This is a genomic window from Patulibacter ginsengiterrae (genome assembly GCF_056269115.1).
The window spans coordinates 14,562-40,007 of record NZ_JBWDOG010000001.1 but is presented as its reverse complement, the minus strand read 5'-3'; the positions used below and the strand labels follow the sequence as shown (position 1 = coordinate 40,007).

The following is a 25,446-nucleotide window of genomic DNA, read 5'->3' as shown; positions in this document are numbered from 1 at the left end:
TGGGTCAGACCGGCCGGTCTGACCGACCCGATCAGGACAGCAGGATTCCCGCCGAGAGCAGCAGGCAGAACAGCAGCTCCAGCTGGCCGGTGCCGGCGAGCGCGCGGTTGAGGGTCGGGCCGTCGACGTGGCTCGAGACCGTCTGGACGAGCCGCAGCGCGATCGGGCTGCTGACCAGCACGATCAGCAGCCACAGCGAGAGGTCGCTGTCGATCGCCCCGACGAGCACGGCGATCACGTAGGCGGCGATCAGCAGACCGGCGTAGAGCTGGCGGGTCCGTTCGCGCCCCAGCCGGACGGCGAGCGTGCGCTTGCCGGCCCGGCGGTCGGTGTCGATGTCGCGGACGTTGTTGACGACGAGCACCGCGGTCGCCATCAGGCCCACCGGCACCGCGAGCGCGAGCGCGGTCGCGTCGAACTCCTCGGCCAGCACGTAGTGCGTGCCGGTCACGGCGACGAGGCCGAAGAAGAGGAAGACGAAGACCTCGCCGAGTCCCTCGTAGCCGTACGGGCGCGGCCCGCCGGTGTAGAGCAGTCCGGCCACGATCGAGGCCGCGCCGATCGCCAGGATCACCCAGCCGACGGTGGCGATCAGGTAGATCCCGCAGATCGTCGCCAGGCCGAAGCTGACCCAGGTCGCGACCAGCACCTGCTGGGGCGGGACGAGGTCGCCGGCGGTCACCCGCAGCGGCCCGAGCCGGTCCTCGGTGTCCGCCCCGCGACGCGCGTCGGAGTAGTCGTTGGAGAGGTTCGCGCCGACCTGGATGAAGAGCGCGCCGAGCAGCGCCGCGAGGAACCCGCCGAGCCGGAACGCGTCTTGGTGGATCGCCAGCGCCGTGCCGACCAGCACCGGGGCGAGGCCGATCGGCAGCGTCCGCGGCCGGGCGGCGAGGATCCAGATCCGGATCGGGCTCGGGCGGGTTCCTGATTCGGTGTGTTCGGCGTGGGTGCTCATCGGCTCGTGACGATCTCGGTGGTCGGGCCTAGGCCCGCTTGGGGAAGCGGCTGAAGTCCGGCTGGCGCTTCTGCTTGTAGGCGTCGCGGCCCTCCTGCGCTTCCTCGCTGCCGTAGAAGAGCAGGTTGGTGTCGTGGGCCAGCTGCTGGAGTCCGGCGTAGCCGTCCTCGGCGGCGTGGAAGCTGGCCTTCAGCAGCCGCAGCGCGAACGGCGAGTTCTGGAGCATCTCGTCGCACCAGGCGACCGTCTCCGCCTCCAGCTGCTCGAGCGGGACGACGGTGTTGACCAGGCCCATCTGGAGGGCCTCCTGCGCGCTGTACTGGCGGCAGAGGAACCAGATCTCCTTGGCCTTCTTCGGACCGACCGCGTCGACCAGGACCGAGGCGCCGAAGCCGCCGTCGAAGCTGCCGACCTTGGGGCCGGTCTGGCCGAAGCGGGCGTTGTCGGCCGCGATCGTCAGGTCGCAGATCAGGTGCAGCACGTGGCCGCCGCCGACCGCGTACCCGGCGACCATCGCCACCACCGGCTTGGGCATCCGGCGGATCTGGACCTGGAGGTCGGTGACGTGGAAGCGCCCGACCGAGGAGCCCGACGGCTGGCGGTCGGGGTTGTCCGGATCGGTGAGGTAGCCGGAGTCGCCGCGGACGCTCTGGTCACCGCCGGAGCAGAAGGCCAGCGGACCCTCGCCGGTCAGGACGACCACGCCGACCGAGGTGTCCTCGCGGGCGCGCTCCATCGCCTGCGAGATCTCGATGATCGTCTGCGGACGGAAGGCGTTGCGGACCTCGGGACGGTCGATCGTGATCTTGGCGATCCCGGCCGGGGCGTCGGACACCTCGTAGCGGATGTCGCTGTAGGTGTCCGCGGTCACACCGCTCGGGGTGCTCCAGGTCGTCTCGGACACGCTGTCTCCTCGGGATCGCTCGGTACGGCTCATGCGCGGGTCTGAGGCTAGATGAAACGCCGGGCGCACCACGTGAGCCGGCTTCCGTAGCCTCCGCGGTCGTGCTCGTCGAGTCCTGGCTCCTGCGTGCCGCCCGGCGGCGTCCCGACCACGAGGCGCTGGTCGGCACGACCTACGCCGCGCTCCTGCGCGAGGTCGACGACCACGCGCGACGGCTGGCGGCGCTCGGCGTCCGGCGCGGCGATCCCGTCGGCGTCGTGCTGCCTCCGGGCCCGGCCTTCGTGGTCACGCTGCACGCGCTGCTGCGGCTCGGCGCGCCCGTCGTCCCGCTCGACCCGCGGTTGCCGGAGGCGGAGCGGGCGCGGCGCCTGCGCGGGGTCTCGGTCGTCGTCGACGGCGGGACCGACCTGACCGAGGTCGCCCCGGACGTCGACGCGCCGCTGCTCGACCGCCACGACCTCGACGCGACGGCGATCATCGTCCACACCAGCGGCACGAGCGGCAGCGCCCGTCCGATTCCGCTGAGCTACGGCAACTGGCTCTGGAGCGCGCTCGGCTCGGCGGCGACGCTCGGCTGCCCGCCCGACGAGCGCTGGCTCTGCGCGCTGCCGCTGAACCACGTCGGCGGCCTCAGCGTGCTGCTGCGGAGCGCGATCGCCGGCACCACCGCGGTCGTTCACGAGGGCTGGGACACCGAGCGGGTGCTGGCCGCCCTCTCCGGTGCGGACGGGCCGGCCCCGACGGTCGTCTCGCTGGTCCCGACGACCCTCCGGCGGCTGCTCGACGCCGGCCTGACCCGGCCGCCGGCATTGCGCTGGGCCCTGCTGGGCGGTGCCGCGATCCCGGCCGGGATGCTGGAGGAGGCCGCCGAGGCGGGAATCCCGGTCGCGCCGACCTACGGCATGAGCGAGACCTGCAGCCAGATCGCGACCCTCGGGCCGCCGCTGTTCTGCACCCGGGTCGCGATCGCGGGGGAGGCGGGGACGCCGGACGCCGCGGTCGGGGCGGTCGGCGAGGTGCTGGTCGCCGGGCCGACCGTCTCGGTCGCGGTCCTCGGCGAGGACGGTTGGCTGCGGACGGGCGACCTCGGACGGCTCGACGCGCGCGGCCACCTCGAGATCGTCGGACGGACCTCGGACACGATCATCAGCGGCGGCGAGAACGTCCTGCCGCTCGAGGTCGAGCGGGTCCTCGAGGCCGACCCGGCGGTCCACGAGGCGGCGGTCTTCGGCCGGCCCGACCCGGAATGGGGGGAGCGGGTCTGCGCGAAGCTGGTCGCCGTCCCGGGAACGACCGTCGACGTCGCCGCGCTGCGGGAGTCGCTCGCGGCCCGGCTGCTCCCGCACCAGCGCCCGCGGGAGATCGAGGTCGTCGCCGGGCTGCCGCACACCGCGTCCGGCAAGCTGCTCCGCCGCGAGCTCTCCTGAGCGGCGCTCTCGGGGGTGCAGCGTCGGGCGTCCCGCGCCAACGTCCGTGCGACGATGGAGGGGTGAGCGCCGAGCCGGATTCCCCGACCCCCGACGACCTCCGGGCCGCCAGCCGTGAGCGCTGGGAGAGCCAGGCGTCGGAGTGGGAGACCCACCGCGTCTGGTTCCAGTCCGGCGTCGAGGCCGTCTCCCACGCGATGATCGAGGCGATCGCCCCGCAGCCCGGTCACGTGGTGCTGGAGGCCGCCGCCGGCGTCGGCGACACCGGCCTGCTCGCCGCCGAGCTGGTCCATCCCGGCGGCAAGGTGATCCTGTCCGACGGCGCCGAGGCGATGGTCGAGGCCGCCAAGCGCCACGCGGCCGAGCGCGGGATCGTCAACGTCGAGGTCACGCCGATGGAGCTGGAGTGGCTCGACATGTCGGCGGCGTCGATCGACGGCCTGCTGGTCCGGTTCGGCTACATGCTCGTGCCGGACCCGGAGAGCGCCCTCCGCGACGGCCGCCGGGTGCTGCGTCCCGGCGGTCGGATCGCGCTTGCCGTCTGGGACGTGCTCGACGACAACCCCTGGTATCGGGTCCCGATGGAGGTCCTGGCCCGCCACGGCCTCGTCGCCCCGTGGCCGCCCGCGCCGGACGAGCCGGGCCCGTACGCGCTCGCCTCCCGCGAGCGGCTCGACGACCTGCTCGGCGCGACCGGCTTCGTGCTGCCGCGGATCGAGCGGGTCGACGTGGTCTTCCGCTCCCCGGACGCCGCCTCCCACCGGACCCGGCTGCTCGCGCTCTCGGGCCGGGCGCGGACTGCGGTCGAGGCACTCGAGGCCGACGCCCGCACGGCGATCGAGGCCGAGATCGACGCCGCGTTGGCGGCCTTCCCGGACCCGGACGGGCCCGAGGGCGCGGTCGCCATCCCCGGCGCCGTGCTGGTGGCCGCGGCGGACGCCTGAGCCGCCGGACGCCGGGTCCGAGCGGGATCCGGGACGCCCGAATGGGATCCCGTACGCGGACCGCGGCTGGACGGGTGTGCGGCGGGCACGCGACCGGAGGGCGGCGAAGGCCCTCGCCCGCATACACTGGGCGCCTATGTTTTACGACGACGACGCAGACCTGACGCTGCTCGACGGCAAGACCGTCGCCATCATCGGGTTCGGCTCCCAGGGCCACGCCCACGCGCAGAACCTCAAGGACTCCGGGGTCAACGTCGTCGTAGGCCTTCGCGAGGGCTCGTCGTCGGTCCAGAAGGCCAAGGACGCCGGCCTCGAGGTGCTCTCGATCGCGGACGCCGCGAGCAAGGGCGACATCGTCCAGATGCTCGTTCCGGACGAGCTCCACCGCGACGTCTGGAACAACGACGTCAAGGACGGCATCGCCGCCGGCAACCTGGTCCTCTTCGGCCACGGCTTCTCCGTCCTCTACGGCGAGGTCGAGCCGCCCGCCGACGTCGACGTCGCGCTCGCCGCCCCGAAGGGCCCGGGCCACCTGGTCCGCCGTCAGTACCAGGAGGGCTCCGGCGTTCCGGGCCTGATCGCCGTCCACCAGGACGCGACCGGCAACGCTAAGGCGCTGACCCTGGCCTACGCCAAGGGCATCGGCTGCACCCGCGGCGGCGTCTTCGAGACGACGTTCAAGGACGAGACCGAGACCGACCTGTTCGGCGAGCAGGCCGTCCTCTGCGGCGGCGCGTCCGCCCTGGTCCAGGCCGGCTTCGAGACGCTGACCGAGGCGGGCTACCCCGCTGAGATGGCGTACTTCGAGTGCCTCCACGAGCTCAAGCTGATCGTGGACCTGATGTACGAGAAGGGTCTCGCCGGGATGCGGTACTCGATCTCGAACACCGCCGAGTACGGCGACCTGACCCGTGGCCCGCGCGTCGTCAACGACAGCGTCAAGGCCGAGATGAAGAAGATCCTGGGCGAGATCCAGGACGGCACCTTCGCTCGCGAGTTCATCGCCGAGAGCCGCGCCGGCAACGAGAACTTCAACCGGCTCCGCGAGGAGCAGGCCAAGACGCAGCTCGAGACCACCGGCAAGGAGCTGCGCAAGCAGATGGACTGGATCGACGACTCGGGCTTCGCCCAGGGCTGAGCGGTTCGTTCGAGGCAGCCGTCTCGCGGCGCCTCGCGGCACCCACCGATCCGGGGCGGGGACCACCTCTGCCCCGCCTCGGCGGTCACCGCGAGGCATCCACGATCCGGCCCCCTCGAACCGAACCGCGCGCGCTGTGATTCGCCTCTGCGCGTTCGCGGCTCGCGCTTGACGGCCCCGCTTCGGCGGGGCCGTTCTCGTTCTAGGTCTTGAGCCCCGCGCTGGGGTTCGTCTCTGGCGTTCGCGGCTCGTAATCGAAGGCCCCGCTTCGGCGGGGCCGTCGTCGTCTCGGGGTGGCCTGAGCGGCTAGAGCAGGGCGAGGGTGTCGGGGGAGAGGAAGAACGGCTCGAGGCGGCGGCGGAAGAAGGCGTCGACGAGGCCGCGCTCGCGGAGCACGGCGAGCGCCGGGGGCCCGAAGCGGAGCGCCTCCTCCAGCAGGTCGTCGCGACCGATCCCGAGATCGTCCAGCAGCTCCCGCAGGCTGATCTCGCCGTACTTGTCGAAGACGAGCGCGACGCCCTCGTCGATCATCGCGCGGACGTGGCCGGTCTCGCGCACGTCGAGCCAGAGCTCGTAGCCGATCACCAGCAGATCCTCGAGGTCGTCCTGCGAGACGATCCCGCGGAAGCTGCTGACGGGGTCGTCGGCGAGCTCGTCGTAGAGCTCGAGCACGGCCTCGGCCAGCGGCCCGCCGGCCGACGCCGAATCGTGGAGCCGCTCGGCTTCGCGCAACAACCGGCGGGCGACGTCCTCGGCCAGCTCGCGCAGCCGGGCGTCGACCTGCCGAGCGCCCCCGGGCGAGACCGCGCCGAGCGCCCGCCGGCCACCGGCCAGCAGCGGAGCGACCCCCGGCACCCGCTCGGACCGCTCGCGGGCGTCGGCCGCCAACCGCTCCAGCAGCCAGGTCAGCCAGCTGACCGCCACCGGACCGGTCATCAGCCGCTCCAGCAGGCGACGCCCCAGCGGCTCCTCGTCGAGCAGCTTGGTCACCAGCGCCGCGACGTGCTCGGGCGGCAGCAGCTCGCCGATCGAGTAGCGATCGTGCGCCGGGTGCTGGTAGAGGCGCGCGGCGACCTCGCCGATGATCTCCGGGATCGAGCCGGGGATCCGGACCATCACCGCGTACTTGGCGGCGACCGCCTGGACCTGCTCGCGGTCGACCACCTCGGCGAGCGTCAGCGACTCCGCTGCCCGCAACGCGTGGTCGATCTCCTCGGCGGCGAGCCGGGCGAACCGCTCGTCGGTCAGCTCGGCCGAGAGGAACGCCACCTGCGCGTCGAGCAGTCGCTGGGCCGTCTCACGCGGGCGGGGGACTCCGTCGTCGCTCATCCCGGCCAATCAAAGCACCCCCGCGTCCAGGTCGTGCGGGAACATGCCGGTGATGGCCGACGACCAGTGGGAGCAGGGCTACGCGAAGACGCCGCTGGCGAAGAAGCTCGGGGTCAAGCCCGGGTTGCGGATCGCGGTGCTCGGCGCCCCCGAGGGATTCGTCGCCCGCGGACTCGGCCCGCTGCCGGAAGGGGCGAGCGTGACCGAACGGCTCGACGGCCCCGCCGACCTCGCGATCAGCTTCGTCGACGAGCAGGCCGTGCTCGAGCAGCAGCTGCCCGCGCTCGCGCAGGCGACCGCACCCGACGGCGCGTTCTGGATCGCGTGGCCGAAGCGGGCGAGCAAGCTCCCGACCGACGTCACCGAGGACCGGATCCGCGACGCGGTGCTGCCGCGCGGACTGGTCGACGTCAAGGTCTGCGCGATCAGCCCGATCTGGTCCGGCCTCAAGATCTGCCTCCGGCGCGAGCTGCGCTGAGGCAGGGCGCGGCGGAGGAGACGACGGGGCCGACCCGCGCCGGTTCGCGCGGAGGCTTCCGCCACGTCCGGTCGGGCCGGTCTCGGTGTCCGCCGCCGTGCCCTACAACCCGTAGAGCGCCCCGTACTTCTCGTTCAGGTACCGCAGCAGCGGCCGCGAGTCGAGTCCGCCGCCGGTCACCTCGGCGAGGATCTCGCCGCCGGTGCGGGTGCGGCCGAAGCGGTGGACGTGCTCGCCGAGCCAGTCGCGCAGCGGCGCCAGGTCCCCGGCCGCGATCCGGGCGTCCAGCTCCGGCAGGGCCTCGTGAGCGGCCTCCCACAGCTGGCCGGCGATGATCGTCCCGAGCGCGTAGGTCGGGAAGTAGCCGAGCTCGCCGTAGGCCCAGTGGATGTCCTGCAGGACGCCGCGGGCATCGTCGGGCACGTCGACCCCGAGCAGCTCCTTCATCCGCCGGTTCCAGGCCTCGGGCAGGTCGTCGACCTCGAGCTTGCCCTCGATCAGGGCGACCTCCAGCTCGAACCGCAGGACCACGTGCAGGCAGTACGTGGCCTCGTCCGCGTCGACCCGGATCAGCGACGGCTCGACGGCGTTGATCGCCTCCAGCAGCCGGTCGACGGAGACGCCCTCCAGCGGCCCCGGGAACAGCTCGACCGCCCGCGGGTGCCAGTGCGACCAGAACTCGCGGGAGCGGCCGACCATGTTCTCCCACAGCCGGCTCTGGGACTCGTGGATGCCGAGCGACGTGCCGGTGCCGACGGTGGTCCGGTCCCAGCGGGCGTCGACCTGGTGCTCGTAGAGCCCGTGGCCGGTCTCGTGGAGCACGCCGAAGAGCCCGATCGCCAGCGTCGACTCGTCCTCCTTGGTGGTGATCCGGATGTCCTCGCGGCCGCCCGAGGTCATGAACGGATGCGCGGCCTCGTCGATCCGCCAGGCGCTGTCGTCGTAGCCGATCGAACGGGCCATCTCGAGCGCGAGCGTGCGCTGGGCGGCGACCGGGAACGGTCCGACCAGCGGCGCCGGAACCGGGCGCTCCGCGATCCCGGCGATCAGCGGGACGAGACCCTCCTGGAGGGTCGCGAAGACGGCCCGGACCTCACGCGTGGTCGCGCCCGGCTCGAACCGCTGGAGCAGCGCGTCGTAGGGATGCTCGACGTCGGGGAAGCAGGCCGCGTAGCGCCGGCAGAGCTCGACGTGGCGGCGCAGGGCCGGGGCGAAGCGCGCGAAGTCGGACGTCTCCTTGGCGGCCTTCCAGGCCCCCTGGGCCTCGACCGACAGCTCGGCGCGCGCGGTCACCAGGTCGCTCGGGACCCGCCGGGCACGCTCATGGTCCTCGCGGACGGCGCGCACCAGGCCGGGATCCTCGCCCGCCGCGAGCGCGGCGTCGAGCAGCTCGGCGAGCGCCGGGTCGGCGGTTCGCTCGTGGGCGAGCCGGTCGATCGTGCCGGCGGCGTTGCCGCGGGCGATCGCCCCACGCTCGGGCATGTACGTCTGCTGGTCCCAGCCGATGATCGACCCCGCGTGGTGCAGGTCGTCCAGCTCGGCGAGATGGGTGCGGAGGGCAGCGATCGGGACGTCGGTCACCGACCCATCCTGCCGCGGACCCCGGACGGTCGCCGGGCCGCCCGCTCAGAAGGCGCGGGACAACGCCTGCACCAGGCCCGGCAGCCGCCCCTCGCCGCGGGCCAGCTCGAGCTGCCGGATCGCCCCGTTCTCGCGCACCAGCGCGTCGATCCCGTCGAGCTCGGCGCGGCACCCCAGGTCGTCGGCGTGCGGTCGCAGGTGCGGCAGCAGCTCGGCGATCCGGTCCGCGACCGGCACCCGGATGCCCTCGGTGGCCACGATCAGCTTGGCGTGGACGCCGTCGCGGGCGGCGACGAAGCGGTTCTCCTCCCAGATCTCCTGCGGCGCGAACGACGCCTCCTCCGCCCACGCCTCGTGCAGCTCCATCCGCGCCAGGCACTGGACGAGCGCGACCAGCGAGGCGGTCGCGTCGAGGTCGGTCTGGGCGTCCATGATCCGGATCTCGAGCGTGCCCAGGCGCGGCTGCATCCGCACGTCCCACCAGAGGTAGGTCGAGTCCGGGAACGCCTCGCAGTCGACCAGCAGGTCGACCGCGGCCACCCACTCGGCGTAGGACTCGAAGCGGCGGGGGATGCCGACCCGCGGAAAGGCCTGGAAGAGCGGCGTACGGGCCGAGGCGAGGCCGGTGTCGCGGCCCTGCCAGAACGGCGAGTTGGCCGAGAGCGCCAGCAGCAGCGGCAGGTGGACGCGCATCCGGTTGAAGATCTGGACGGCGGAGTCGGCGTCGGGCAACGCCACGTGCACGTGCAGCGCGAAGGTCGGCTCGCGCCGGGCGAGCTCGCGCATCGAGCCGTAGACCTCGGCCTGCCGCTCGCCGCCGCCGACGGCCGTCTCGCGCCAGATCGCGAACGGGTGGGTGCCGGACGAGGCGACGGTCAGGTCGAGCGGCTCGCAGGTCTCGCGGAGCGCCGTGCGCAGCTTCCGCAGCTCGCCGACGGCGGTCGCGACGGTCTGGTGGATCCCGGTCTCGATCTCGATCGCGGCGGCGTGGGTCTCGGGCGAGACCTGCGCGCGGACCGCCTCGGGCAGCCGGGGGAGGACCTCGTCGGCCGCCTGCGCCAGCGCCCAGTCGCCCGGCGAGAGCAGCATCACCTCCTCCTCGACGCCGACGGTGAACGGGGCGGAGCCGCGATGCTCCGGCCACGCCGACCACGAGCCCGCGGCCGTGTCGTCCTTGCGCACGCCGCCGCTCATGAGCGCACCCACGTGTCCTTGGCGCCGCCGCCGCGCGACGAGTTCACGACCATCTCACCGTCGTCGAGCGCGAACCGGGTCAACGCGCCGGGCAGGGTGCGCCAGCCGCCGCGGCCGTCGGCGAGCACGAACGGCCGCAGGTCGACGTGCCGCGGCAGCAGCCGGCCGTCGATCGCGGTCGGGTGGGTCGAGAGCACGACCGCCTCCTGCGCGATCCAGGCCGCCGGATCGGTGCGCACGGCGTCGGTGACCGCGCGCAGCGCCGCGCGATCGGCCTGCGGACCGATCGTCACGCCCTCGCCGCCCTGGCCGTCGCGGGGCTTGAAGACGAGCTGGTCGGCCCGGTCGATCGCGGCCTCGCGCTGCCGCGGATCCTCGAGGTCGTACCCGGCCAGCCCGGAGAGGATCGGCGGCTCCCCGCAGAAGAACCGGATCAGGCCGTCGACGTAGGGGTAGACCGCCTTGTCGCCCGCGATCGCGGCGCCGGGTCCGTTCATCAGGCCGAGGGTGCCCGCGCGCAGCGGACCCAGCAGCAGCTCGCCGACGGTGCTGAGCCGGCCGTCCTTGCCGCGGAGGCTGGTGTCGTCCGTCCTCCGGTAGACCGCCGAGACCGGGGCCCCGCCGTCTCGCAAGAGGAGCCGGTCGCCGCGTGTCCGCAGCTCGTCGGGCAGGACGAGCGGGACCCCCATCAGCCCGGCGAGCTGCTGGTGCTCCCACCAGGCGGTGTTCGCCGGGCCGTCGGAGAGCAGCACCGCCGCACCGGGGTCGGCGCCGGCGGGGGTGGTGTTGCGGAGCGCGGTCAGCAGCGCGGGCCCGAGCTCGTCGTGGAGCGAGCGGACGTCGGCGGGCACGCCGATCGCCGCGTCGACCGCGGTGCGGGCTGCCAACAGGTACGCCAGCCCGGACGGGGTCCGGCAGTTGTCCTCGAGCACCCGGAAGCTGCCCGTGGCGTCGCGCACCAGGTCGGGTCCCGTGATCGCGATCCGCACGCCGGCGGCGAGCGTCGGGCCGTCGAGGTCGGCCTCGGCGGCGGGGGAGCGCTCGACGACCGACGCCGGGACGATCCCCGCGTCGATCGAGCGGCGCTCGCCGTGGACGTCGGCGACGAACGCGTCGAGCGCGCGGGCACGTTGGGCCAGTCCCCGTTCCAGCCGTCGCCACTCGTCGGCCTCGATCACCCGCGGCACCGGATCGACGGCGAACCGCTCGGCGTCCTCGCCGAAGCTGATCCCGAGCCGGTCGATCTCCGCGGCGACCCGCTCGACCGCGTCCGGCAGACCGATCCGGTCGAGCGCGTGCAGCGCCGCGGCGTGGGAGTGGCGGAGCACGCCGTTCGCGTCGACCGCCTCGTCCCACGCGTCGGGGGCGCGCGCATCCGGTGCGTAGCGGGGGAGGGAACGGAGGGGCATGACGTCACCCGTGCCCGTTCTGGGGCCGCGGTACGCCTTGCGTGGCCGTTCGTTGCGTCCGCCGCGGCGCGCGTCGTTCAGCGGGCGATCCGCGCGTCCCGTGCGGCGGCGACGAGACCGCGGAACAGGCCCAGCTGTCGCGGGTCGGCGACCAGCGACTCGGCGTGCCACTGGACGCCGACCAGGAACGAGCGATCGCTCGCCTCGACCGCCTCGATCACGCCGTCCGGCGCCCAGGCGACGACCCGCAGACCACGGCCGAGCTCGCGGATCGCCTGGTGGTGGAACGAGTTGACGTCGAGCACGGACGGTCCCTCGTCCGACGCCAGGCCGGTCAGCTCGGCCACCAGCGAATCGCCGTCGACGGTCACGTCGTGGCTGGTCCGCGTGCCGGGCGTGGTCTGCCGGTGATCGACGGGCGACGGCCGTTCGCTCGGCAGGTCCTGCCAGAGCGTGCCGCCGCGCGTGACGTTGACCAGCTGCATCCCGCGGCAGATCGCCAGGATCGGCATGCCGCGCTGCTCGGCGGCACGGACGAGGTCGCACTCGGCGCGATCGGCCTCGCGCTCGACCGGGCCGAGCTGCGGGTGCGGGTCGGCGCCGTAGAGCGCGGGATCGACGTCCGGCCCACCGGAGACGAGCAACGCGTCGAGCCGGTCGAGCAGCGCGGCCCCGCCGAGGCTCATCGGCGGCAGGACGACGGGGACGCCACCCGCGGCGGTGACCGCATCGGGGTAGTCCATGCCGAGCGAGAGCTTGCGCTGCGGCGGCTCCGACTCGGGCGCGGGGATCGTGCGCTCGGGCGTGAACAGCTCCGCGGTGGTGATGCCGACGAGAACGGGATCGGACACATGTTGCAACCTACCCGGGCGGGTGCTGCGCCCCGCTCCGCCGGGATTTGCGGCCGCCGGCGCGTGTCCGTCCGGTGCACCCGGCCCGGGTTCGCCGAGAACCTGGTCGGTGCTTCGCTAGACTGCTGCCTTGCCGCCGCGACTGGCGTCTGCACCGGGGTGGAATCGACCACCAGGGAGCGGCGGCATCGAACACCGCCGCGCGCCTGGGCACCGACATCCCTCCTGAACACCGAGGAGCAGCATGACCGGACCCAGCACGAACAACGCCGCTACGGCGATCACCCTTCCCGACGAGCTCAAGCCGGCCGACGGCCGCTTCGGCTGCGGCCCGTCGAAGGTGCGTCCCGAGCAGATCACGGCGCTCGCCGAGCGTGGCGCGGCCCTGATGGGCACGTCGCACCGCCAGGCGCCCGTGAAGAACCTCGTCGGCCGCGTCCGCACCGGCCTCCGGGAGCTCTTCCAGCTGCCCGAGGGCTACGAGGTCGCGCTCGGCAACGGCGGCGCGACCGCCTTCTGGGACGCCGCCGCCTTCGGCCTCGTCCGCGACCGTGCGCTGCACCTGACCTACGGCGAGTTCTCGTCGAAGTTCGCCAGCGCGACCAAGGGCGCGCCGTTCCTCGGCGACCCGACCGTCGTCTCGGCCGATCCCGGCGCCGCGCCCGACCCGGTCGCCGCGGCCGCCGTCCTCCAGCAGGACGAGGTCGAGCCGGTCGACGCGATCGCCTGGGCCCACAACGAGACCTCGACCGGCGTGATGGTCCCGGTCCAGCGGGTCGGCAGCGGCGACCAGCTGGTCCTGATCGACGCGACCTCGGGAGCCGGCGGCCTGCCGCTGAACGCCGCCGACGCCGACGCGTACTACTTCGCCCCGCAGAAGTGCTTCGCCTCCGACGGCGGGCTCTGGCTCGCGCTGCTGAGCCCGGCGGCGCAGGAGCGGATCGAGCAGATCGCCGCGAGCGACCGCTGGATCCCGGACTTCCTCTCGCTGAAGACGGCGCTGGACAACTCGAAGAAGGACCAGACGTACAACACCCCTGCGGTGGCGACGCTGTTCCTGCTCGCCGAGCAGATCGACTGGTTCAACGAGAACGGCGGGCTCGACTTCGCCGTCGGCCGCACGACGGCCTCCTCGAGCCACCTCTACGCGTGGGCCGAGAAGACGTCCTACACGACGCCGTTCGTCGCCGCCCCTGCGAATCGCTCGCTGGTCGTCAGCACGATCGACTTCGACGACAGCGTCGACGCGGCCGCGGTCGCCAAGACCCTGCGCGCCAACGGCGTCGTCGACGTCGAGCCGTACCGCAAGCTCGGTCGCAACCAGCTGCGGGTCGCGACGTTCCCGGCCGTCGACCCCGCCGACGTCCAGCAGCTGACCGCATCCATCGACTACGTCGTCGAGCGGCTTCCCGCCGCCTGACCCAAGGAACCGACACATGACCCGCACGCCCAAGGTCCTCGTCAAGGAGAAGGTCGGCCCGTCCGGGATCGACGCCCTCCGCGACGCCGGTTTCGAAGTCGACCTCGGCATCGACTGGGACGACGACACGTTCCTGTCCAAGCTGCCGGAGTACGACGGCGTCCTGATCCGCTCGGCGACCAAGTTCACGCCCGAGCTGCTGGCCGCCGCCACCAACCTCAAGGTCGTCGGCCGCGCCGGCGTCGGCGTCGACAACGTCGACATCGAGGCCGCCACCAAGCGCGGCATCATCGTCGTCAACGCGCCGCAGTCCAACGTCGTCACCGCCGCCGAGCACACGGTCGCGCTGATGATGGCGCTGGCCCGCAACATCCCGCAGGCCAACGCGTCGATGCACCAGGGCAAGTGGGAGCGCTCGAAGTTCTCCGGCGTCGAGCTGTACGGCAAGACGATCGGGATCATCGGCTTCGGCCGGATCGGGCAGCTCGTCGCCGAGCGTGCCCAGGGGCTCGCGATGCGCGTCCTGGCGTACGACCCCTACGTCGCGGCCGAGCGCTACAAGGAGCTGGGCGTCGAGAAGGCCGCCGACAGCGACGAGATCTACGCGCAGGCCGACTTCATCACCATCCACCTGCCGAAGACGCCGGAGACCGCCGGCTGGCTCGGCGCCGAGGCGTTCACGAAGGTCAAGCCGGGCGTGCGCGTCCTGAACGTCGCCCGCGGTGGCTTGATCGACGAGCTGGCGCTGAAGGACGCGCTCGACAGCGGCCAGGTCGGCGGCGCGGCGCTCGACGTCTTCCCGTCCGAGCCGGTCACCGAGCATCCGCTGCACGGCTACGACAACGTGATCCTGACGCCGCACCTCGGGGCGTCGACGGCCGAGGCGAACGATCGCGCCGGCTTCCAGGCCGCCGAGCAGATCGTCGCCGCGCTCAGCGGCGGCACGGTGATGACGGCGGTCAACGCACCGGCCGTCGGCCGCGAGGACCTCGAGATCCTGCGTCCGTTCCTGCCGCTGAGCACGCGGCTGGGCCGGATCGCGGTCGAGCTGGCCGGCGGCTCCTCGATCGACGGGATCGAGGTCGAGGTGCTGGGCCGGATCGCCGAGCGCGACGTCCGTCCGCTCTCGCTGGCCGTCCTCCGCGGCGTGCTCGAGGGCTGGACCGAGGAGTCGGTCAACGACGTCAACGCGCCGTCGATCGCCAAGGAGCGGGGGATCGAGGTCTCCGAGACCACCCGCACCCAGGCGCGCGACTTCACCGACCTGGTGCGGGTGACGGTCGTCTCCGACGGCGTCCGGCACCGCGTGGTCGGCACGACGCTCGGGCGTCACGCCCGCGCGCACCTGCTCGAGGCGTGGGGGCAGAGGTTCAACCTCCAGCTCGAGGGCAACATCCTGATCCTCCGCTACGTCGACCGGCCCGGGATGGTCGGTCGGATCGGTGGGCTGCTGGGCGACGAGGGCGTGAACATCGAGCAGGCCGCCGTCGGCTACCACCAGGACGAGGAAGGCACCCGCGGCACCGAAGCGGTGATGGTGATCACGACCGACAAGCCGGTCGCGCCCGCCGTCCTCGCCGGGATCCTGGCCCAGGACGACTTCGCCGACGGGCGCACCCTCACGCTGTAGAGCGGGCGATCGGTGGGGCCAGGACCGCGGTCGCGGCCCTGGCCCACCCGCTCAGATTGTCGTGACGACCTCGTGGTGCTCCAGCCGCGGGGACCGCGGGAACCAGGCGTCGGGCCCGGGGTGGCCGATGTTGACCACGACCAGCGACTGCCGGTCGCCCTCGGGGAACAGCTCGGCGTCGAGTCCGGCGCTGTCGAAGCCGGCCATCGGGCCGGCGGCGAGGCCTGCCGCGCGGACACCGAGGATGAAGTAGCCCGCCTGGAGCGCGCCGTTGAAGCGGGCCATGCCGACGGCCGCCTCCGGGTTGCCGGCGAACCGGGCGCCGCCACCGGGCATGTGCGGGAACAGGCGATCCCAGTTCTCGTAGAAGCGCGTGTCGGCGGCCAGCACGGCGGTCACCGGGGCGGCCTCCGTCTTGGCCCGGTTGCCCTCGCTCATGTGCGGGAGCAGGCGCGCCTTGCCCTCGGGCGAGCGGACGATCACGACCCGCAGCGGCTGGGTGTTGGCGGCGGTCGGGGCCCACTGGACGAGGTCGTAGATCGCCTGGATCTGCTCGTCGCCGACGGGCTCGTCGGTGAAGCTGTTGGCGGTCCGGGCCTCGCGGAAGAGGAGGTCCTGGGCGTCGCTGGGCAGGGCCAGCAGGTCGCTGTGCGTCGGGGAGGTGGGAGAGCTGCTCATCCTTCCACTACAGCATAAGCGGACCACGGCCCGTTTAGGCCTCGGGCTGGTGCCTGGTCGGCCTCCGTTCGAGGTGCGGGGAGGACGCTGGTACGATCGAAGACGTCATGGCGCTGTGCCTCGACCTCTCCCTGCTGCTTCTGCTCCCCCCTCGGGGGGAATAGCGCGTGGCGGCCGCATGTAGCCGCGAACCACTACCGAGCAGGCCCTGAGGACGAAGCACACGAGAGGACCACGCATGACCATTCCCGCTGACCCGAACCGGGTCGTCATCTTCGACACCACGCTGCGCGACGGCGAGCAGTCGCCGGGCATCTCGCTCAACACGACCGAGAAGCTCGAGATCGCCCACCAGCTGGCGCGCCTCGGGGTCGACGTGATCGAAGCGGGATTCCCGATCGCGTCCCCCGGCGACTTCGAGGCGGTCCAGGCGATCGCGCGCGCCGACTTCGGCCCCGACCGCCCGGTGATCGCCGGCCTGGCCCGCGCGCAGCCCGGCGACATCGCCCGCGCGGGAGAGGCGATCCGCGAGGCGGCCGCCGACGGTCGCGGACGGATCCACACCTTCATCTCGACGTCGGACATCCACATCGAGCACCAGATGCGCAACACCCGCGCCGACGTGCTGGAGGGGGCGAAGGCGGCGGTCGCGCACGCCAAGTCGCTGGTCGACGACGTCCAGTTCAGCCCGATGGACGCGACCCGCTCGGATCCGGAGTTCACCGCGCAGGTGCTGCAGATCGCGATCGACGAGGGCGCGACGACGATCAACGTGCCCGACACCGTCGGCTACGCGACGCCCGACGAGTACGCGGCCTTCCTCGCCCAGCTCTACGAGTACACCCCGGCGCTGGCCGACGTGGTCCTCTCCGTCCACTGCCACGACGACCTCGGTCTGGCCGTCGCCAACTCGCTGGCCGGGGTCGCCGCCGGGGCCCGGCAGGTCGAGTGCGCGGTCAACGGGATCGGCGAGCGGGCCGGCAACGCCGCGATCGAGGAGGTCATCATGCTGCTCGAGACGCGGCGCGACCGGCTCGGCTACACCACCGGTGCGGTCACCACCGAGATCGCGCGGACCAGCCGGCTGGTCTCGCGCCTGACCGGCTACGCGGTCCCGCCGAACAAGGCGATCGTCGGCCGCAACGCCTTCAGCCACGAGTCCGGGATCCACCAGGACGGCGTGCTCAAGGAGCGATCGACCTTCGAGATCATGGATCCGGCGGCGATCGGCATCGACGACGTCGAGCAGCTGGTGCTCGGCAAGCACTCGGGCCGCGCGGCGCTCAAGGACGCGCTGGAGAAGCTCGGCTACACGCTCGACGGCGAGGCGCTGCGGCAGGCGTTCGGCCGCTTCAAGCAGGTCGCCGACCGCAAGAAGCAGGTGACGGCGATGGACCTCGAGGCGCTGGTCGCCGACGAGCTGCGCGAGGAGCCCCAGGTCGGGAGCTTCCAGCTGGTCAGCTACGCGGTCGAGGCGAGCGCCGACGCTCGTCCGCCGCACGCCCGGGTCGTCGTGACCACGCCGGAGGGCGACGAGCGGCACGGGTCGTTCACCGGCGACGGGCCGGTCGACGCGGTCTTCCGGGCCCTCGACGCGGCGGTAGGGGTCGACGCCCGGCTCCGCGAGTACCGGGTCGAGGCGGTCACCGGCGGGCAGGACGCGCTGGCCCAGGCCTCGGTCGTCGTCGAGCTGGGCGCCCCCGGCGCGGTGCGCTCCGAGCTGCCGGGCGTCACGGGCGGCGAGCGCGTGACCGGCGCCGGGCAGGGGGTCCACACCGACACGATCCGGGCCTCCGGGATCGCGTACCTGCGGGCGCTCAACGCCGGGCTCCGGCGGATCGCCGTCGCGGACGCCGTGGTGTCGGCGGCCACGCTCGAACCGACCCCCTAGCGCGCGGCAAGGCGTCCGGAGCCGGGGGAGCCCGTACGGGCACCGGTTGCGGACGCCGTTCGCGAGCCATCGACCCAGGAGTGCATCCGAATCCGGCGGGTGGTCGTTCCAAGACCACGAGAGGCCGCTCACCGCGGCGTTCGAAACCACCGAACTTCAGGAGAGCCCTGTGTCGCACCACATCAATCTGGACAAGCTCGACGTCAACGGCGACGTTCGCGAGACGGCGGAGAGTGCCGGCTTCGATCGCGGCACGTTCCTCCGCAACGGGGCGTTGGCCGGGGTCGGCGTGGTCGCGGGGGCGTCGATCTTCGGTCTGCCCTCGATCGCCGACGCGAAGATCTCGTCGACCCGGCCGTCGACCAGGAACGACATCAAGATCCTCAACTACGCGCTCACGCTGGAGTACCTGGAGGCGGCCTTCTACGCCGCCGCGGTCTCGCAGAACGACTTCGCCTCGCCCGAGCTGAAGCAGTTCGCGACGATCGTCGCCGACCACGAGGCCAAGCACGTGACGTTCCTCGAGAAGGGGCTCGGCAAGGCGGCCGTCAAGGCGCCGACGATCGACATGGCGGCCGCCGGGACGGCGATCTCCCCGGCCAACTTCGGCGCGACGGCGATGGCGCTGGAGGACACCGGCGTCGCCGCCTACGCGGGCCAGGGACCGAACCTCAAGACCCGCGCCTACGTCAAGGCGGCGCTCTCGATCCACTCGGTCGAGGCACGCCACGCGGCCTGGATCCGCTACATCCTCGGCGGCGGCGCCCCCGGAGCCGACCCGAAGTCGTACCCGGCGCCGGCCACCTTCGACAAGCCGAAGAGCGAGGCGGCGGTGCTCAAGATCGTCGGCAGCACGAAGCTCGTCGCCGGCGGAATCGAGCTCGACAAGATCTAGGATCGGCGGGCGCCAGCCCACCGAGACGCGTGCGCCGCGGCGGACGCGCGGGCATCACGCACGACACGGGCCCCGGTCGCGACCGCGACCGGGGCCCGTGTGCCTGCCAGGGCCAAGCACTTCGGGCGCCGTTCGCCCTACCCTTGCTTGCTCCACTGCGGTCGCCCGGGGCCGGCTGCGGTGATCCCCCGTTCGACGCCCCGACGAGGACCTCATGGATCGCTTCTTCCGCATAAGCGAGCGGGGCAGCTCGGTACGCACCGAGGTGCTCGCCGGGCTCGCCACGTTCGCGACGATGGCGTACATCCTGGCCGTCAACCCAGCCATCCTCGGTGGCGTGGCCGACGGGACCGGGCTCAAGCTCGACCACACCCAGCTGGTCACGGTCACCGCGCTCGTCGCCGGCCTGATGACGATCGCGATGGGCCTGTTCGCCAACGTGCCGATGGCGCTCGCGGCCGGGCTCGGCATCAACGCGTTCGTGGCCTTCACCCTGGTCGCCGGCAAGGGCCTCGACTGGCCCGAGGCGATGGGCGTGATCGTGATCGAGGGCGTGATCATGCTCGTGCTCGTGATCGCCGGTCTGCGCGAGGCGATCATGAACGCGATCCCCGACTCGCTCAAACGGGCGATCGGCGCCGGCATCGGGCTCTTCATCGCCTTCATCGGCCTGGTCAACTCCGGGATCGTCGAGCACCCGAAGGACGGCGGCACGATCGTCGCGCTCGGCCATGACCTGGCGAGCTGGAACACCCTGGTCTTCGTGGTCGGCCTGGTCGCGATCGGCGTGTTCGTCGCCCGCGGCATCCCGGGCGCGCTGCTGCTCGGGATCGTGCTGGCGACGGTGCTCGCGATCGTCGTCAACGCGATCGCCAGCGGCACGCCCGTGCCCGGCGCCGAGCTGCCCAGCTCGGTCACCGCGACACCGGACTTCGGGCTCGTCGGCGACATCTCGTTCAACATCTTCGACACGCTCGGCGTGGCCGCCGCGGCGGCCGTGATCGTGGCCGTGCTGATGGCCAACTTCTTCGACGCGATGGGCACCGCGCTGGCGATCGGTCGCAAGGCCGAGCTGACCGACGAGCAGGGGCGGCTGCCGATGCTGCGCCGGGTGCTGCTGGTCGAGTCGGCCGGGGCGATCGTCGGCGGCGCCGCCTCGGCCTCGTCGAACACGATCTACGTCGAGAGCACCGCGGGCGCCGCCCAGGGCGGCCGGACGGGCCTGGCCAACGTCGTCACCGGCGTGCTGTTCCTGGTCGCGATGTTCCTCTCGCCGCTGGCGTCGGTGATCCCGTCGGCCGCGACCGGCCCGGTGCTGGTCGTCGTCGGCGCCCTGATGATCGGGCAGATCGCCGAGCTCGACTGGGACGACATCGGGATCGCGCTGCCCGCGTTCGTGACCGTCGTGCTGATGCCGTTCACGTACTCGATCGCCAACGGCGTCGGCGCCGGGATGATCCTGTTCGTCCTGATCGCCGTGCTCCGCGGACGCTGGCGCGAGGTGCACCCGCTGCTGGTGGTGGTGGCGGCGATCTTCGTCTGGTACTTCATCCACGGCACCGTCTAGGAGGTGGTCTGAGGCGGCCGTGGACGCTTCGCATCTCGGCACGCGCGACGCTCGGCAGTGCTGGCGCACAGCTCTCGCGTCGCGCGCACCGACCCTGCTTGGTCCACGAACGCCTCGCCTCCCAACTCGCGGGGTCGGTAGTGCTCTCGCGTCGCGCGCGCCGACCTGCTTGGTCCACGACCACCTCAGACGCACCTCCGCCGCTTTGGTGTTCGACCGCCTTTCCCACGAACGCCTCGCGTCCCAACTCGCGGGGTCGGTAGTGCTCTCGCATCGCGCGTACCGACCTGCTTGGTCCACGACCACCTCAGACGCACCTCCGCCGCTTTGGTGGCAGTGCGTCTCAGCGGGGCCCGGAGCGCGGGCGTCGCCAGACGGCCGCCGAGGCGCGCCGGAGTGGGCTGCGCCAGGTCGCGCGTCCGGTGATCGCCGTGTGGGCCTGACGCACGGCGGTCTCCGAGCGGACCGGCGGCTGTGCCTCGCGGATCGGGGCGAAGAGCGCGCGGAACGCGTCGTCGTCCTGCGTCCGCCGCCTCACTGGTCGCCTCCGGCCGGCGCGTCGGCCTGGTCGAGCGCGAAGCGGAGCGTCGCCCGTCCGCGGGCCAGCAGCGAGCGGACGGTGCCGACCCGCCACCCGAGCGCGCGAGCGATCGCGCGATCGTCGAGGTCGTGCACGTACCGCAGCGTCATCGCCGCGCGCTGGCGGGGCGGGAGTCCCGCCAGCAGCCGCCGCGCCGGACCGGTGTCCGGGCCGCGGTCGTCGGCGGCCGCCGGGGTCGGCTGCCCGAAGTCGTCGTCGGCGGCCCGGCGGGCGGTGCGCCGACGGGCCTCGGTGATCGCGGCCCGGACGGCCGTCCGGTGCAGCCAGGCGTCGAGCGCGGCGGGATCGCGGAGCGTCGCCGCGCGCCGGATCGCCGCGATCGCGACCTCCTGGGCGACCTCGGCGGCGAGGTCCTGGTCGCGGATCACCGCGAGGGCGGTGCGGTAGGAGAGCTCCAGCGCCCGCTCGGCGACGCGCTGGGTGTGGGGTGGAGGGAGGAACGGGTCCGCGGGCCCGGCGGTCGCGGACGGCTCGACGGTGCGGGGGAGCGCGGGAACCGGGCCGGCGGGCGGTGGCCCCGGCACGCTCCGCGGGCTGACGGTGTCGGGCATCTACGACATAGAGCCGATTGGCGGGCGGTTTTGTTGCGCGAGTTGCCGATCCTGGACGCTGCGCATCGCCGAGGGGCCCGGGGCGCGCAGGGAGGGCGCCGTCGCCTGCGCGTCCAGCGGCGGGAGGGCGAGGACGAGACGACGCGGGCCCGCCACCGCCAATCCGTGTCCGCTGGTGTCTGCAAAGGGCACCGGGTCAACCTACCGACCCCGCCTCGCGATCGCCGCAGTCGCACGATCGTTCGCTTGAGCGCACGCTTGTACGTGATACCGTACGAGGGGCATGGCGACCACCCCTCTCATCCCGGTCGCGGACGACGAGCGGATCCAGATCGGTCCGCGGGTTCGCGCGCTGCGAGACAACATGGGCCTGTCGTTGCGGGATCTGGCCGAGCGCTGTGGCGTGTCGGCCACGACCCTGAGCCAGGTCGAGCGGGGGGAGACCTCGCCGACGCTGCAGGTCGCCGCCCGGATCGCGACCGGCCTCGGTCTGCGCCTGAGTCAGCTGCTGCGGCTCGACGAGGGCGGATCGGTGACGATCGTGCACGCGGACGAGCGCCGCCGCGGAGGCTCGCCCAAGCGCGGGCACGTCGTCGAGATCCTGACTGCGCCGCTGCCCGGTCAGCGCAGCGAGCTGACCCGCCACGAGCTGCGAGCCGGCGCCCGCACCGGCAACGTCGGCGACCCGCCGATGCACGAGCCGGGCACCCGCGAGATCGTGCTCGTCGAGCAGGGCGCGCTGCTCCTCCACTGCGACGGCGTCGACCATCCGCTCGTCGCCGGCGACTGCGTCACCTTCGACGCGGATCTCCCGCACCACTTCGAGAACCCCGGTCCCGACGGCGTGGTCTTCCTCGCCGTGGTCAACGCCGGACTCCGTCGCAGCTGACGGACGACCACCACCCTCACGTAGCCGCACCACCCTCCACCCTCACGAGCCGCATATGCCGAAGACACTGTTCGACAAGATCTGGGAGTCCCACGAGGTCGCCGACGGGCTGATCTACATCGACCTCCACCTGCTGCACGAGGTCACCAGCCCGCAGGCCTTCGAGGGCCTGCGCCTGGCCGGCCGGACGCTCCGCCGCCCCGACCGCACGATCGCGACCGCCGACCACAACGTCCCGACCGACGGCACGCCCGTCGCGGCCCGGATCAAGGACCAGCTCTCGCGGGTCCAGGTCGAGACGCTGGAGGACAACTGCGCCGAGTTCGGCGTTCCGGTCTTCTCGCTCGGCTCCAGCCGCCAGGGCATCGTCCACGTCGTCGGTCCCGAGCAGGGCCTGACCCAGCCGGGCATGACGATCGTCTGCGGCGACTCGCACACCGCCACCCACGGCGCCTTCGGCGGCCTCGCCTTCGGGATCGGGACCAGCGAGGTCGAGCACGTGATGGCGACCCAGTGCCTGGTCCAGAAGAAGCCGAAGTCGATGCGGATCACGTTCCAGGGCGACCTGCCCTTCGGCGTCACGGCCAAGGACATGATCCTCGGCGCGATCGGCCAGATGGGCGTCGACGGCGCGGTCGGCCACGTCGTCGAGTTCGCCGGTCCCGCGATCGAGCAGCTCTCGATGGAGGGCCGGATGACGATCTGCAACATGACCATCGAGGGCGGCGGCCGCGCGGGCATGGTGGCCCCGGACCAGAAGACCTTCGACTACGTCCAGGGCAAGCCGGCCGCGCCGAAGGGCGCCGACTGGGACGCCGCGCTGGCGCAGTGGAAGCAGCTCTACACCGACGAGGGCGCGAGCTTCGACCGCGAGATCGTCGTCGACGTCACCAAGCTGACCCCGCGCGTGACCTGGGGCACGACCCCGGACATGGTCGTCGGGATCGACGGCAACGTGCCGACGCCGGAGAGCTTCGACAACCCGGACGAGCGCGGCCAGGCCGAGCGCGCCCTGGAGTACATGGGGCTGGAGGGCGGCGAGTCGATCGAGGACATCAAGATCGACCGGGTCTTCCTCGGCTCCTGCACCAACGGGCGCCTGGCCGACCTGCAGGCCGCGGCCGAGGTCATCAAGGGCCGCAAGGTCGCCGACCACGTCTACGCGATGGTCGTCCCGGGCTCGGTCCAGGTCAAGATCGCCGCCGAGGCCGAGGGCCTGGACAAGGTCTTCACCGAGGCCGGCTTCGACTGGCGCGGCGCCGGCTGCTCGATGTGCCTGGGGATGAACCCGGACGTCCTGCAGCCCGGCGAGCGCTGCGCGTCGACGTCCAACCGCAACTTCCAGGGTCGTCAGGGCAAGGGCGGGCGCACGCACCTGGTCTCGCCGCAGATGGCCGCCGCCGCGGCGATCGCCGGCCACTTCGTGGACGTGCGCAGCTTCGACCCCGCCAACGAGCCGGCCGCCGTCTAGGCGCCCAGCGAACTTCGAGAGCAAGGACCCACCATGGATCCCGTGAACATCATCGAGGGCGCCGTCTCGGACCTGCCCCGTGACGACGTCGACACCGACCAGATCATCCCCGCCCGCTTCATGAAGCGGGTCGAGCGGACCGGCTTCGGCGAGTACCTCTTCCACGACGCCAAGCAGGCGCCGGACTTCAACGTCGAGATCGGCAACCCGATCCTGACCAGCGGCGCCAACTTCGGCTCCGGCTCCAGCCGCGAGCACGCCCCGTGGGCGCTCGAGGACGCCGGCTTCCGGGCGATCATCGCGACCTCGCTGGCGGACATCTTCTACTCCAACTCGACCAAGGTCGGGCTGCTGCCGGTGCAGCTGAAGGAGGAGGAGGTCCGCAAGGTCGCCGCCGCCGGCGACGCCAAGATCGACCTCGACGCCCAGACGGTCACCGCCGGTGGAGAGGTCTTCTCCTTCGACATCGACCCGGACACGAAGTACCGGCTGCTCAACGGCCTCGACGACATCGGCCTGACGCTTCGCCAGGGCGAGATGATCGACAAGTTCGAGGGCGATCGCGAGCAGCGCGGCTGGATCACGCCGAGCTCGCTCGAGCTGCCGCCCGAGCCGGTTCAGACGACCCCCGTCGCCTAGGAGGGACCGGATGACCGCTCCCCTTCAGACCCGTCCGGAGGGGGCGGCCGTCCGCCCCGCCCCGCCCCGGGAGTCGGCCGCATGAGCGCTGGCGACCAGGGCCCGACCGACGGCCCGCGCGACTGGCAGGCGGAGGTCTACGACCGCGTCTCCGTCCCGCACCGGGTCTGGGGTGGCGACGTCCTCGAGCGGCTGGAGCTGCGCGGCGACGAGACCGTCCTCGACGCCGGCTGCGGCACCGGCCGGGTGACCGCCGAGCTGGCCAAGCGGCTGCCCGGCGGCCACGTGATCGGCATCGACGGATCGCCGTCGATGATCGCCCAGGCCGAGCGGGTGCTGCCGCCCGAGGTCGAGCTGCAGGTCCAGGACCTGACCGAGCTGGTCCTGCCTGACCCGGTCGACGCGGTGATCTCGACCGCGACCTTCCACTGGATCGACGACCACGAGCGGCTGTTCGGCCGGATCGCGGCCGCGCTGCATCCGGGGGGTCGGCTCGAGGCGCAGTGCGGCGGCGCGGGCAACATCGCCAGCGTCGAGGCGGCGATCGAGCGGCTGCGAACCCATGCGCCGTGGGACCTGGCCCTGACCGGCTGGCAGGGCCCGTGGAACTTCGCGACCCCGGAGGAGACGACCGCGCGGCTGGAGGCGGCGGGCTTCGTCGAGGTCCGCTGCTGGCTGGAGCCGCGCCACGTCACGCCGGAGGATCCCTCGTCGTTCCTGCGGACCGTCGTGCTCGGCAGCCATCTCGAGCGGCTGCCGGTCGAGGCCCACGACGAGTTCGTCGAGGCCGTCCGTCACGAGCTCGGCGGCGACGAGCCGGGGGGCACGGTCACCCTCGACTACGTCCGCCTCAACATCAGCGCGACCCGTGCGGGAACGCCCCGCGGGCCGGAGACCGAAGAGCAGATCGCCGCCCGCCTGCGCGGCGGCTGACGTCGAGCGATCGACGTCCCACCACCCATTTCACCTTCCGCCGACCGTTGCCGCGAGCGACGGCGGCGGCT

The 25,446-nt window shown here is 72.7% G+C and carries 22 protein-coding genes and 1 riboswitch; of the genes, 13 read left to right on the top strand and 9 right to left on the bottom strand.

The window, feature by feature from the left end; all coding sequences use genetic code 11:
* Positions 1 to 31: 31 nt before the first annotated feature.
* Both ACVUH9_RS00160 and menB read right to left on the bottom strand, forming a co-directional pair.
* Positions 32 to 955: a 1,4-dihydroxy-2-naphthoate polyprenyltransferase gene (locus ACVUH9_RS00160; RefSeq protein ID WP_475752751.1), complete on the bottom strand. Its 924-nt coding sequence runs from the start codon at positions 953 to 955 to the stop codon at positions 32 to 34.
* A 28-nt stretch (positions 956 to 983) separates the two neighbouring features.
* Positions 984 to 1,892: a 1,4-dihydroxy-2-naphthoyl-CoA synthase gene (gene menB, locus ACVUH9_RS00155; protein WP_475752749.1), complete on the bottom strand. Its 909-nt coding sequence runs from the start codon at positions 1,890 to 1,892 to the stop codon at positions 984 to 986.
* Between the two features lie 68 nt (positions 1,893 to 1,960).
* Between menB and ACVUH9_RS00150 the strand changes: the two genes are divergently transcribed.
* The 3 genes from ACVUH9_RS00150 to ilvC all read left to right on the top strand — a co-directional run bounded on the left by ACVUH9_RS00150 (position 1,961) and on the right by ilvC (position 5,368).
* Complete coding sequence (locus tag ACVUH9_RS00150) at positions 1,961 to 3,286, top strand: class I adenylate-forming enzyme family protein (RefSeq protein ID WP_475752747.1); 1,326 nt, start codon at positions 1,961 to 1,963, stop codon at positions 3,284 to 3,286.
* A 62-nt stretch (positions 3,287 to 3,348) separates the two neighbouring features.
* Complete coding sequence (locus ACVUH9_RS00145; protein ID WP_475752745.1) at positions 3,349 to 4,230, top strand: class I SAM-dependent methyltransferase; 882 nt, start codon at positions 3,349 to 3,351, stop codon at positions 4,228 to 4,230.
* 136 nt (positions 4,231 to 4,366) lie between these two features.
* The gene (gene ilvC / locus ACVUH9_RS00140) at positions 4,367 to 5,368 is read left to right on the top strand and encodes a ketol-acid reductoisomerase (RefSeq protein WP_475752744.1); all 1,002 of its coding nucleotides are present in this window, start codon (positions 4,367 to 4,369) and stop codon (positions 5,366 to 5,368) included.
* Positions 5,369 to 5,674: 306 nt separating this feature from the next.
* Here the strand turns inward: ilvC and ACVUH9_RS00135 are convergent, their stop codons facing one another.
* The gene (locus ACVUH9_RS00135) at positions 5,675 to 6,697 is read right to left on the bottom strand and encodes a hypothetical protein (RefSeq protein ID WP_475752742.1); all 1,023 of its coding nucleotides are present in this window, start codon (positions 6,695 to 6,697) and stop codon (positions 5,675 to 5,677) included.
* Between the two features lie 52 nt (positions 6,698 to 6,749).
* Here ACVUH9_RS00135 and ACVUH9_RS00130 point away from each other — a divergent pair, with 52 nt between their 5' ends.
* Complete coding sequence (locus tag ACVUH9_RS00130) at positions 6,750 to 7,175, top strand: DUF3052 domain-containing protein (protein ID WP_475752740.1); 426 nt, start codon at positions 6,750 to 6,752, stop codon at positions 7,173 to 7,175.
* A 102-nt stretch (positions 7,176 to 7,277) separates the two neighbouring features.
* On the opposite strand, the gene ACVUH9_RS00125 is transcribed toward ACVUH9_RS00130, so the two are convergent.
* The 4 genes from ACVUH9_RS00125 to ACVUH9_RS00110 all read right to left on the bottom strand — a co-directional run bounded on the left by ACVUH9_RS00125 (position 7,278) and on the right by ACVUH9_RS00110 (position 12,210).
* Entirely contained in the window at positions 7,278 to 8,756 is a 1,479-nt protein-coding gene (locus ACVUH9_RS00125) for a carboxypeptidase M32 (RefSeq protein ID WP_475752738.1), read from the bottom strand.
* Positions 8,757 to 8,801: 45 nt separating this feature from the next.
* Positions 8,802 to 9,950, bottom strand: a complete 1,149-nt coding sequence (locus ACVUH9_RS00120; protein WP_475752736.1) for a carboxylate-amine ligase — start codon at positions 9,948 to 9,950, stop codon at positions 8,802 to 8,804.
* Positions 9,947 to 11,359, bottom strand: a complete 1,413-nt coding sequence (locus ACVUH9_RS00115) for a circularly permuted type 2 ATP-grasp protein (RefSeq protein ID WP_475752734.1) — start codon at positions 11,357 to 11,359, stop codon at positions 9,947 to 9,949. The genes ACVUH9_RS00120 and ACVUH9_RS00115 overlap by 4 nt, the downstream gene beginning before the upstream one ends.
* Before the next feature lie 77 nt (positions 11,360 to 11,436).
* Positions 11,437 to 12,210 (bottom strand): gamma-glutamyl-gamma-aminobutyrate hydrolase family protein, encoded by a 774-nt coding sequence (locus ACVUH9_RS00110; RefSeq protein WP_475752732.1) that lies wholly within the window; start codon positions 12,208 to 12,210, stop codon positions 11,437 to 11,439.
* A gap of 128 nt (positions 12,211 to 12,338) precedes the next feature.
* Positions 12,339 to 12,429, top strand: a riboswitch (ZMP/ZTP riboswitch).
* A 25-nt stretch (positions 12,430 to 12,454) separates the two neighbouring features.
* On the opposite strand from ACVUH9_RS00110, the gene serC reads away from it, so the two are divergent.
* Together serC and serA are read left to right on the top strand one after the other, a co-directional pair.
* A complete protein-coding gene (serC, locus tag ACVUH9_RS00105; RefSeq protein WP_475752730.1) occupies positions 12,455 to 13,630 on the top strand; it encodes a phosphoserine transaminase in 1,176 nt (391 codons plus the stop codon).
* Between the two features lie 16 nt (positions 13,631 to 13,646).
* Entirely contained in the window at positions 13,647 to 15,260 is a 1,614-nt protein-coding gene (gene serA / locus ACVUH9_RS00100; protein WP_475752728.1) for a phosphoglycerate dehydrogenase, read from the top strand.
* Positions 15,261 to 15,311: 51 nt separating this feature from the next.
* On the opposite strand, the gene ACVUH9_RS00095 is transcribed toward serA, so the two are convergent.
* Positions 15,312 to 15,938: a malonic semialdehyde reductase gene (locus ACVUH9_RS00095; RefSeq protein WP_475752726.1), complete on the bottom strand. Its 627-nt coding sequence runs from the start codon at positions 15,936 to 15,938 to the stop codon at positions 15,312 to 15,314.
* Positions 15,939 to 16,176: 238 nt separating this feature from the next.
* On the opposite strand from ACVUH9_RS00095, the gene ACVUH9_RS00090 reads away from it, so the two are divergent.
* The 3 genes from ACVUH9_RS00090 (at position 16,177) to ACVUH9_RS00080 (ending at position 20,291) form a co-directional block, all read left to right on the top strand.
* Complete coding sequence (locus tag ACVUH9_RS00090; protein WP_475752724.1) at positions 16,177 to 17,829, top strand: 2-isopropylmalate synthase; 1,653 nt, start codon at positions 16,177 to 16,179, stop codon at positions 17,827 to 17,829.
* Positions 17,830 to 17,998: 169 nt separating this feature from the next.
* Positions 17,999 to 18,724 carry a ferritin-like domain-containing protein gene (locus ACVUH9_RS00085; protein ID WP_475752722.1) on the top strand — a complete coding sequence of 242 codons (726 nt, stop codon included), beginning with the start codon at positions 17,999 to 18,001 and terminating at the stop codon, positions 18,722 to 18,724.
* 214 nt (positions 18,725 to 18,938) lie between these two features.
* Positions 18,939 to 20,291, top strand: a complete 1,353-nt coding sequence (locus ACVUH9_RS00080; RefSeq protein WP_475752720.1) for an NCS2 family permease — start codon at positions 18,939 to 18,941, stop codon at positions 20,289 to 20,291.
* A gap of 534 nt (positions 20,292 to 20,825) precedes the next feature.
* Here ACVUH9_RS00080 and ACVUH9_RS00075 read toward each other — a convergent pair.
* Complete coding sequence (locus tag ACVUH9_RS00075) at positions 20,826 to 21,443, bottom strand: RNA polymerase sigma factor (protein WP_475752719.1); 618 nt, start codon at positions 21,441 to 21,443, stop codon at positions 20,826 to 20,828.
* Between the two features lie 283 nt (positions 21,444 to 21,726).
* On the opposite strand from ACVUH9_RS00075, the gene ACVUH9_RS00070 reads away from it, so the two are divergent.
* The 4 genes from ACVUH9_RS00070 to ACVUH9_RS00055 all read left to right on the top strand — a co-directional run bounded on the left by ACVUH9_RS00070 (position 21,727) and on the right by ACVUH9_RS00055 (position 25,375).
* Complete coding sequence (locus tag ACVUH9_RS00070) at positions 21,727 to 22,332, top strand: helix-turn-helix domain-containing protein (RefSeq protein WP_475752717.1); 606 nt, start codon at positions 21,727 to 21,729, stop codon at positions 22,330 to 22,332.
* Positions 22,333 to 22,387: 55 nt separating this feature from the next.
* A complete protein-coding gene (gene leuC, locus ACVUH9_RS00065) occupies positions 22,388 to 23,803 on the top strand; it encodes a 3-isopropylmalate dehydratase large subunit (protein ID WP_475752715.1) in 1,416 nt (471 codons plus the stop codon).
* A gap of 33 nt (positions 23,804 to 23,836) precedes the next feature.
* Positions 23,837 to 24,442, top strand: coding sequence for a 3-isopropylmalate dehydratase small subunit (leuD, locus tag ACVUH9_RS00060; protein ID WP_475752713.1), 606 nt, complete (start codon positions 23,837 to 23,839; stop codon positions 24,440 to 24,442).
* Positions 24,443 to 24,523: 81 nt separating this feature from the next.
* Positions 24,524 to 25,375: a class I SAM-dependent methyltransferase gene (locus ACVUH9_RS00055; protein ID WP_475752711.1), complete on the top strand. Its 852-nt coding sequence runs from the start codon at positions 24,524 to 24,526 to the stop codon at positions 25,373 to 25,375.
* Positions 25,376 to 25,446: the final 71 nt, after the last annotated feature.

Coding starts and splice junctions, on each gene's coding strand:
- ACVUH9_RS00160 (WP_475752751.1), bottom strand. CDS start 955: ATGAGCACCCACGCCGAACACACCGAATCAGGAACCCGCCCGAGCCCG.
- ilvC (WP_475752744.1), top strand. CDS start 4,367: ATGTTTTACGACGACGACGCAGACCTGACGCTGCTCGACGGCAAGACC.
- ACVUH9_RS00135 (WP_475752742.1), bottom strand. CDS start 6,697: ATGAGCGACGACGGAGTCCCCCGCCCGCGTGAGACGGCCCAGCGACTG.
- ACVUH9_RS00055 (WP_475752711.1), top strand. CDS start 24,524: ATGAGCGCTGGCGACCAGGGCCCGACCGACGGCCCGCGCGACTGGCAG.
- ACVUH9_RS00115 (WP_475752734.1), bottom strand. CDS start 11,359: ATGCCCCTCCGTTCCCTCCCCCGCTACGCACCGGATGCGCGCGCCCCC.
- ACVUH9_RS00095 (WP_475752726.1), bottom strand. CDS start 15,938: ATGAGCAGCTCTCCCACCTCCCCGACGCACAGCGACCTGCTGGCCCTG.
- ACVUH9_RS00075 (WP_475752719.1), bottom strand. CDS start 21,443: ATGCCCGACACCGTCAGCCCGCGGAGCGTGCCGGGGCCACCGCCCGCC.
- ACVUH9_RS00120 (WP_475752736.1), bottom strand. CDS start 9,950: ATGAGCGGCGGCGTGCGCAAGGACGACACGGCCGCGGGCTCGTGGTCG.
- leuC (WP_475752715.1), top strand. CDS start 22,388: ATGCCGAAGACACTGTTCGACAAGATCTGGGAGTCCCACGAGGTCGCC.
- ACVUH9_RS00080 (WP_475752720.1), top strand. CDS start 18,939: ATGGATCGCTTCTTCCGCATAAGCGAGCGGGGCAGCTCGGTACGCACC.
- ACVUH9_RS00070 (WP_475752717.1), top strand. CDS start 21,727: ATGGCGACCACCCCTCTCATCCCGGTCGCGGACGACGAGCGGATCCAG.
- serA (WP_475752728.1), top strand. CDS start 13,647: ATGACCCGCACGCCCAAGGTCCTCGTCAAGGAGAAGGTCGGCCCGTCC.
- menB (WP_475752749.1), bottom strand. CDS start 1,892: ATGAGCCGTACCGAGCGATCCCGAGGAGACAGCGTGTCCGAGACGACC.
- ACVUH9_RS00130 (WP_475752740.1), top strand. CDS start 6,750: ATGGCCGACGACCAGTGGGAGCAGGGCTACGCGAAGACGCCGCTGGCG.
- leuD (WP_475752713.1), top strand. CDS start 23,837: ATGGATCCCGTGAACATCATCGAGGGCGCCGTCTCGGACCTGCCCCGT.
- ACVUH9_RS00090 (WP_475752724.1), top strand. CDS start 16,177: ATGACCATTCCCGCTGACCCGAACCGGGTCGTCATCTTCGACACCACG.
- serC (WP_475752730.1), top strand. CDS start 12,455: ATGACCGGACCCAGCACGAACAACGCCGCTACGGCGATCACCCTTCCC.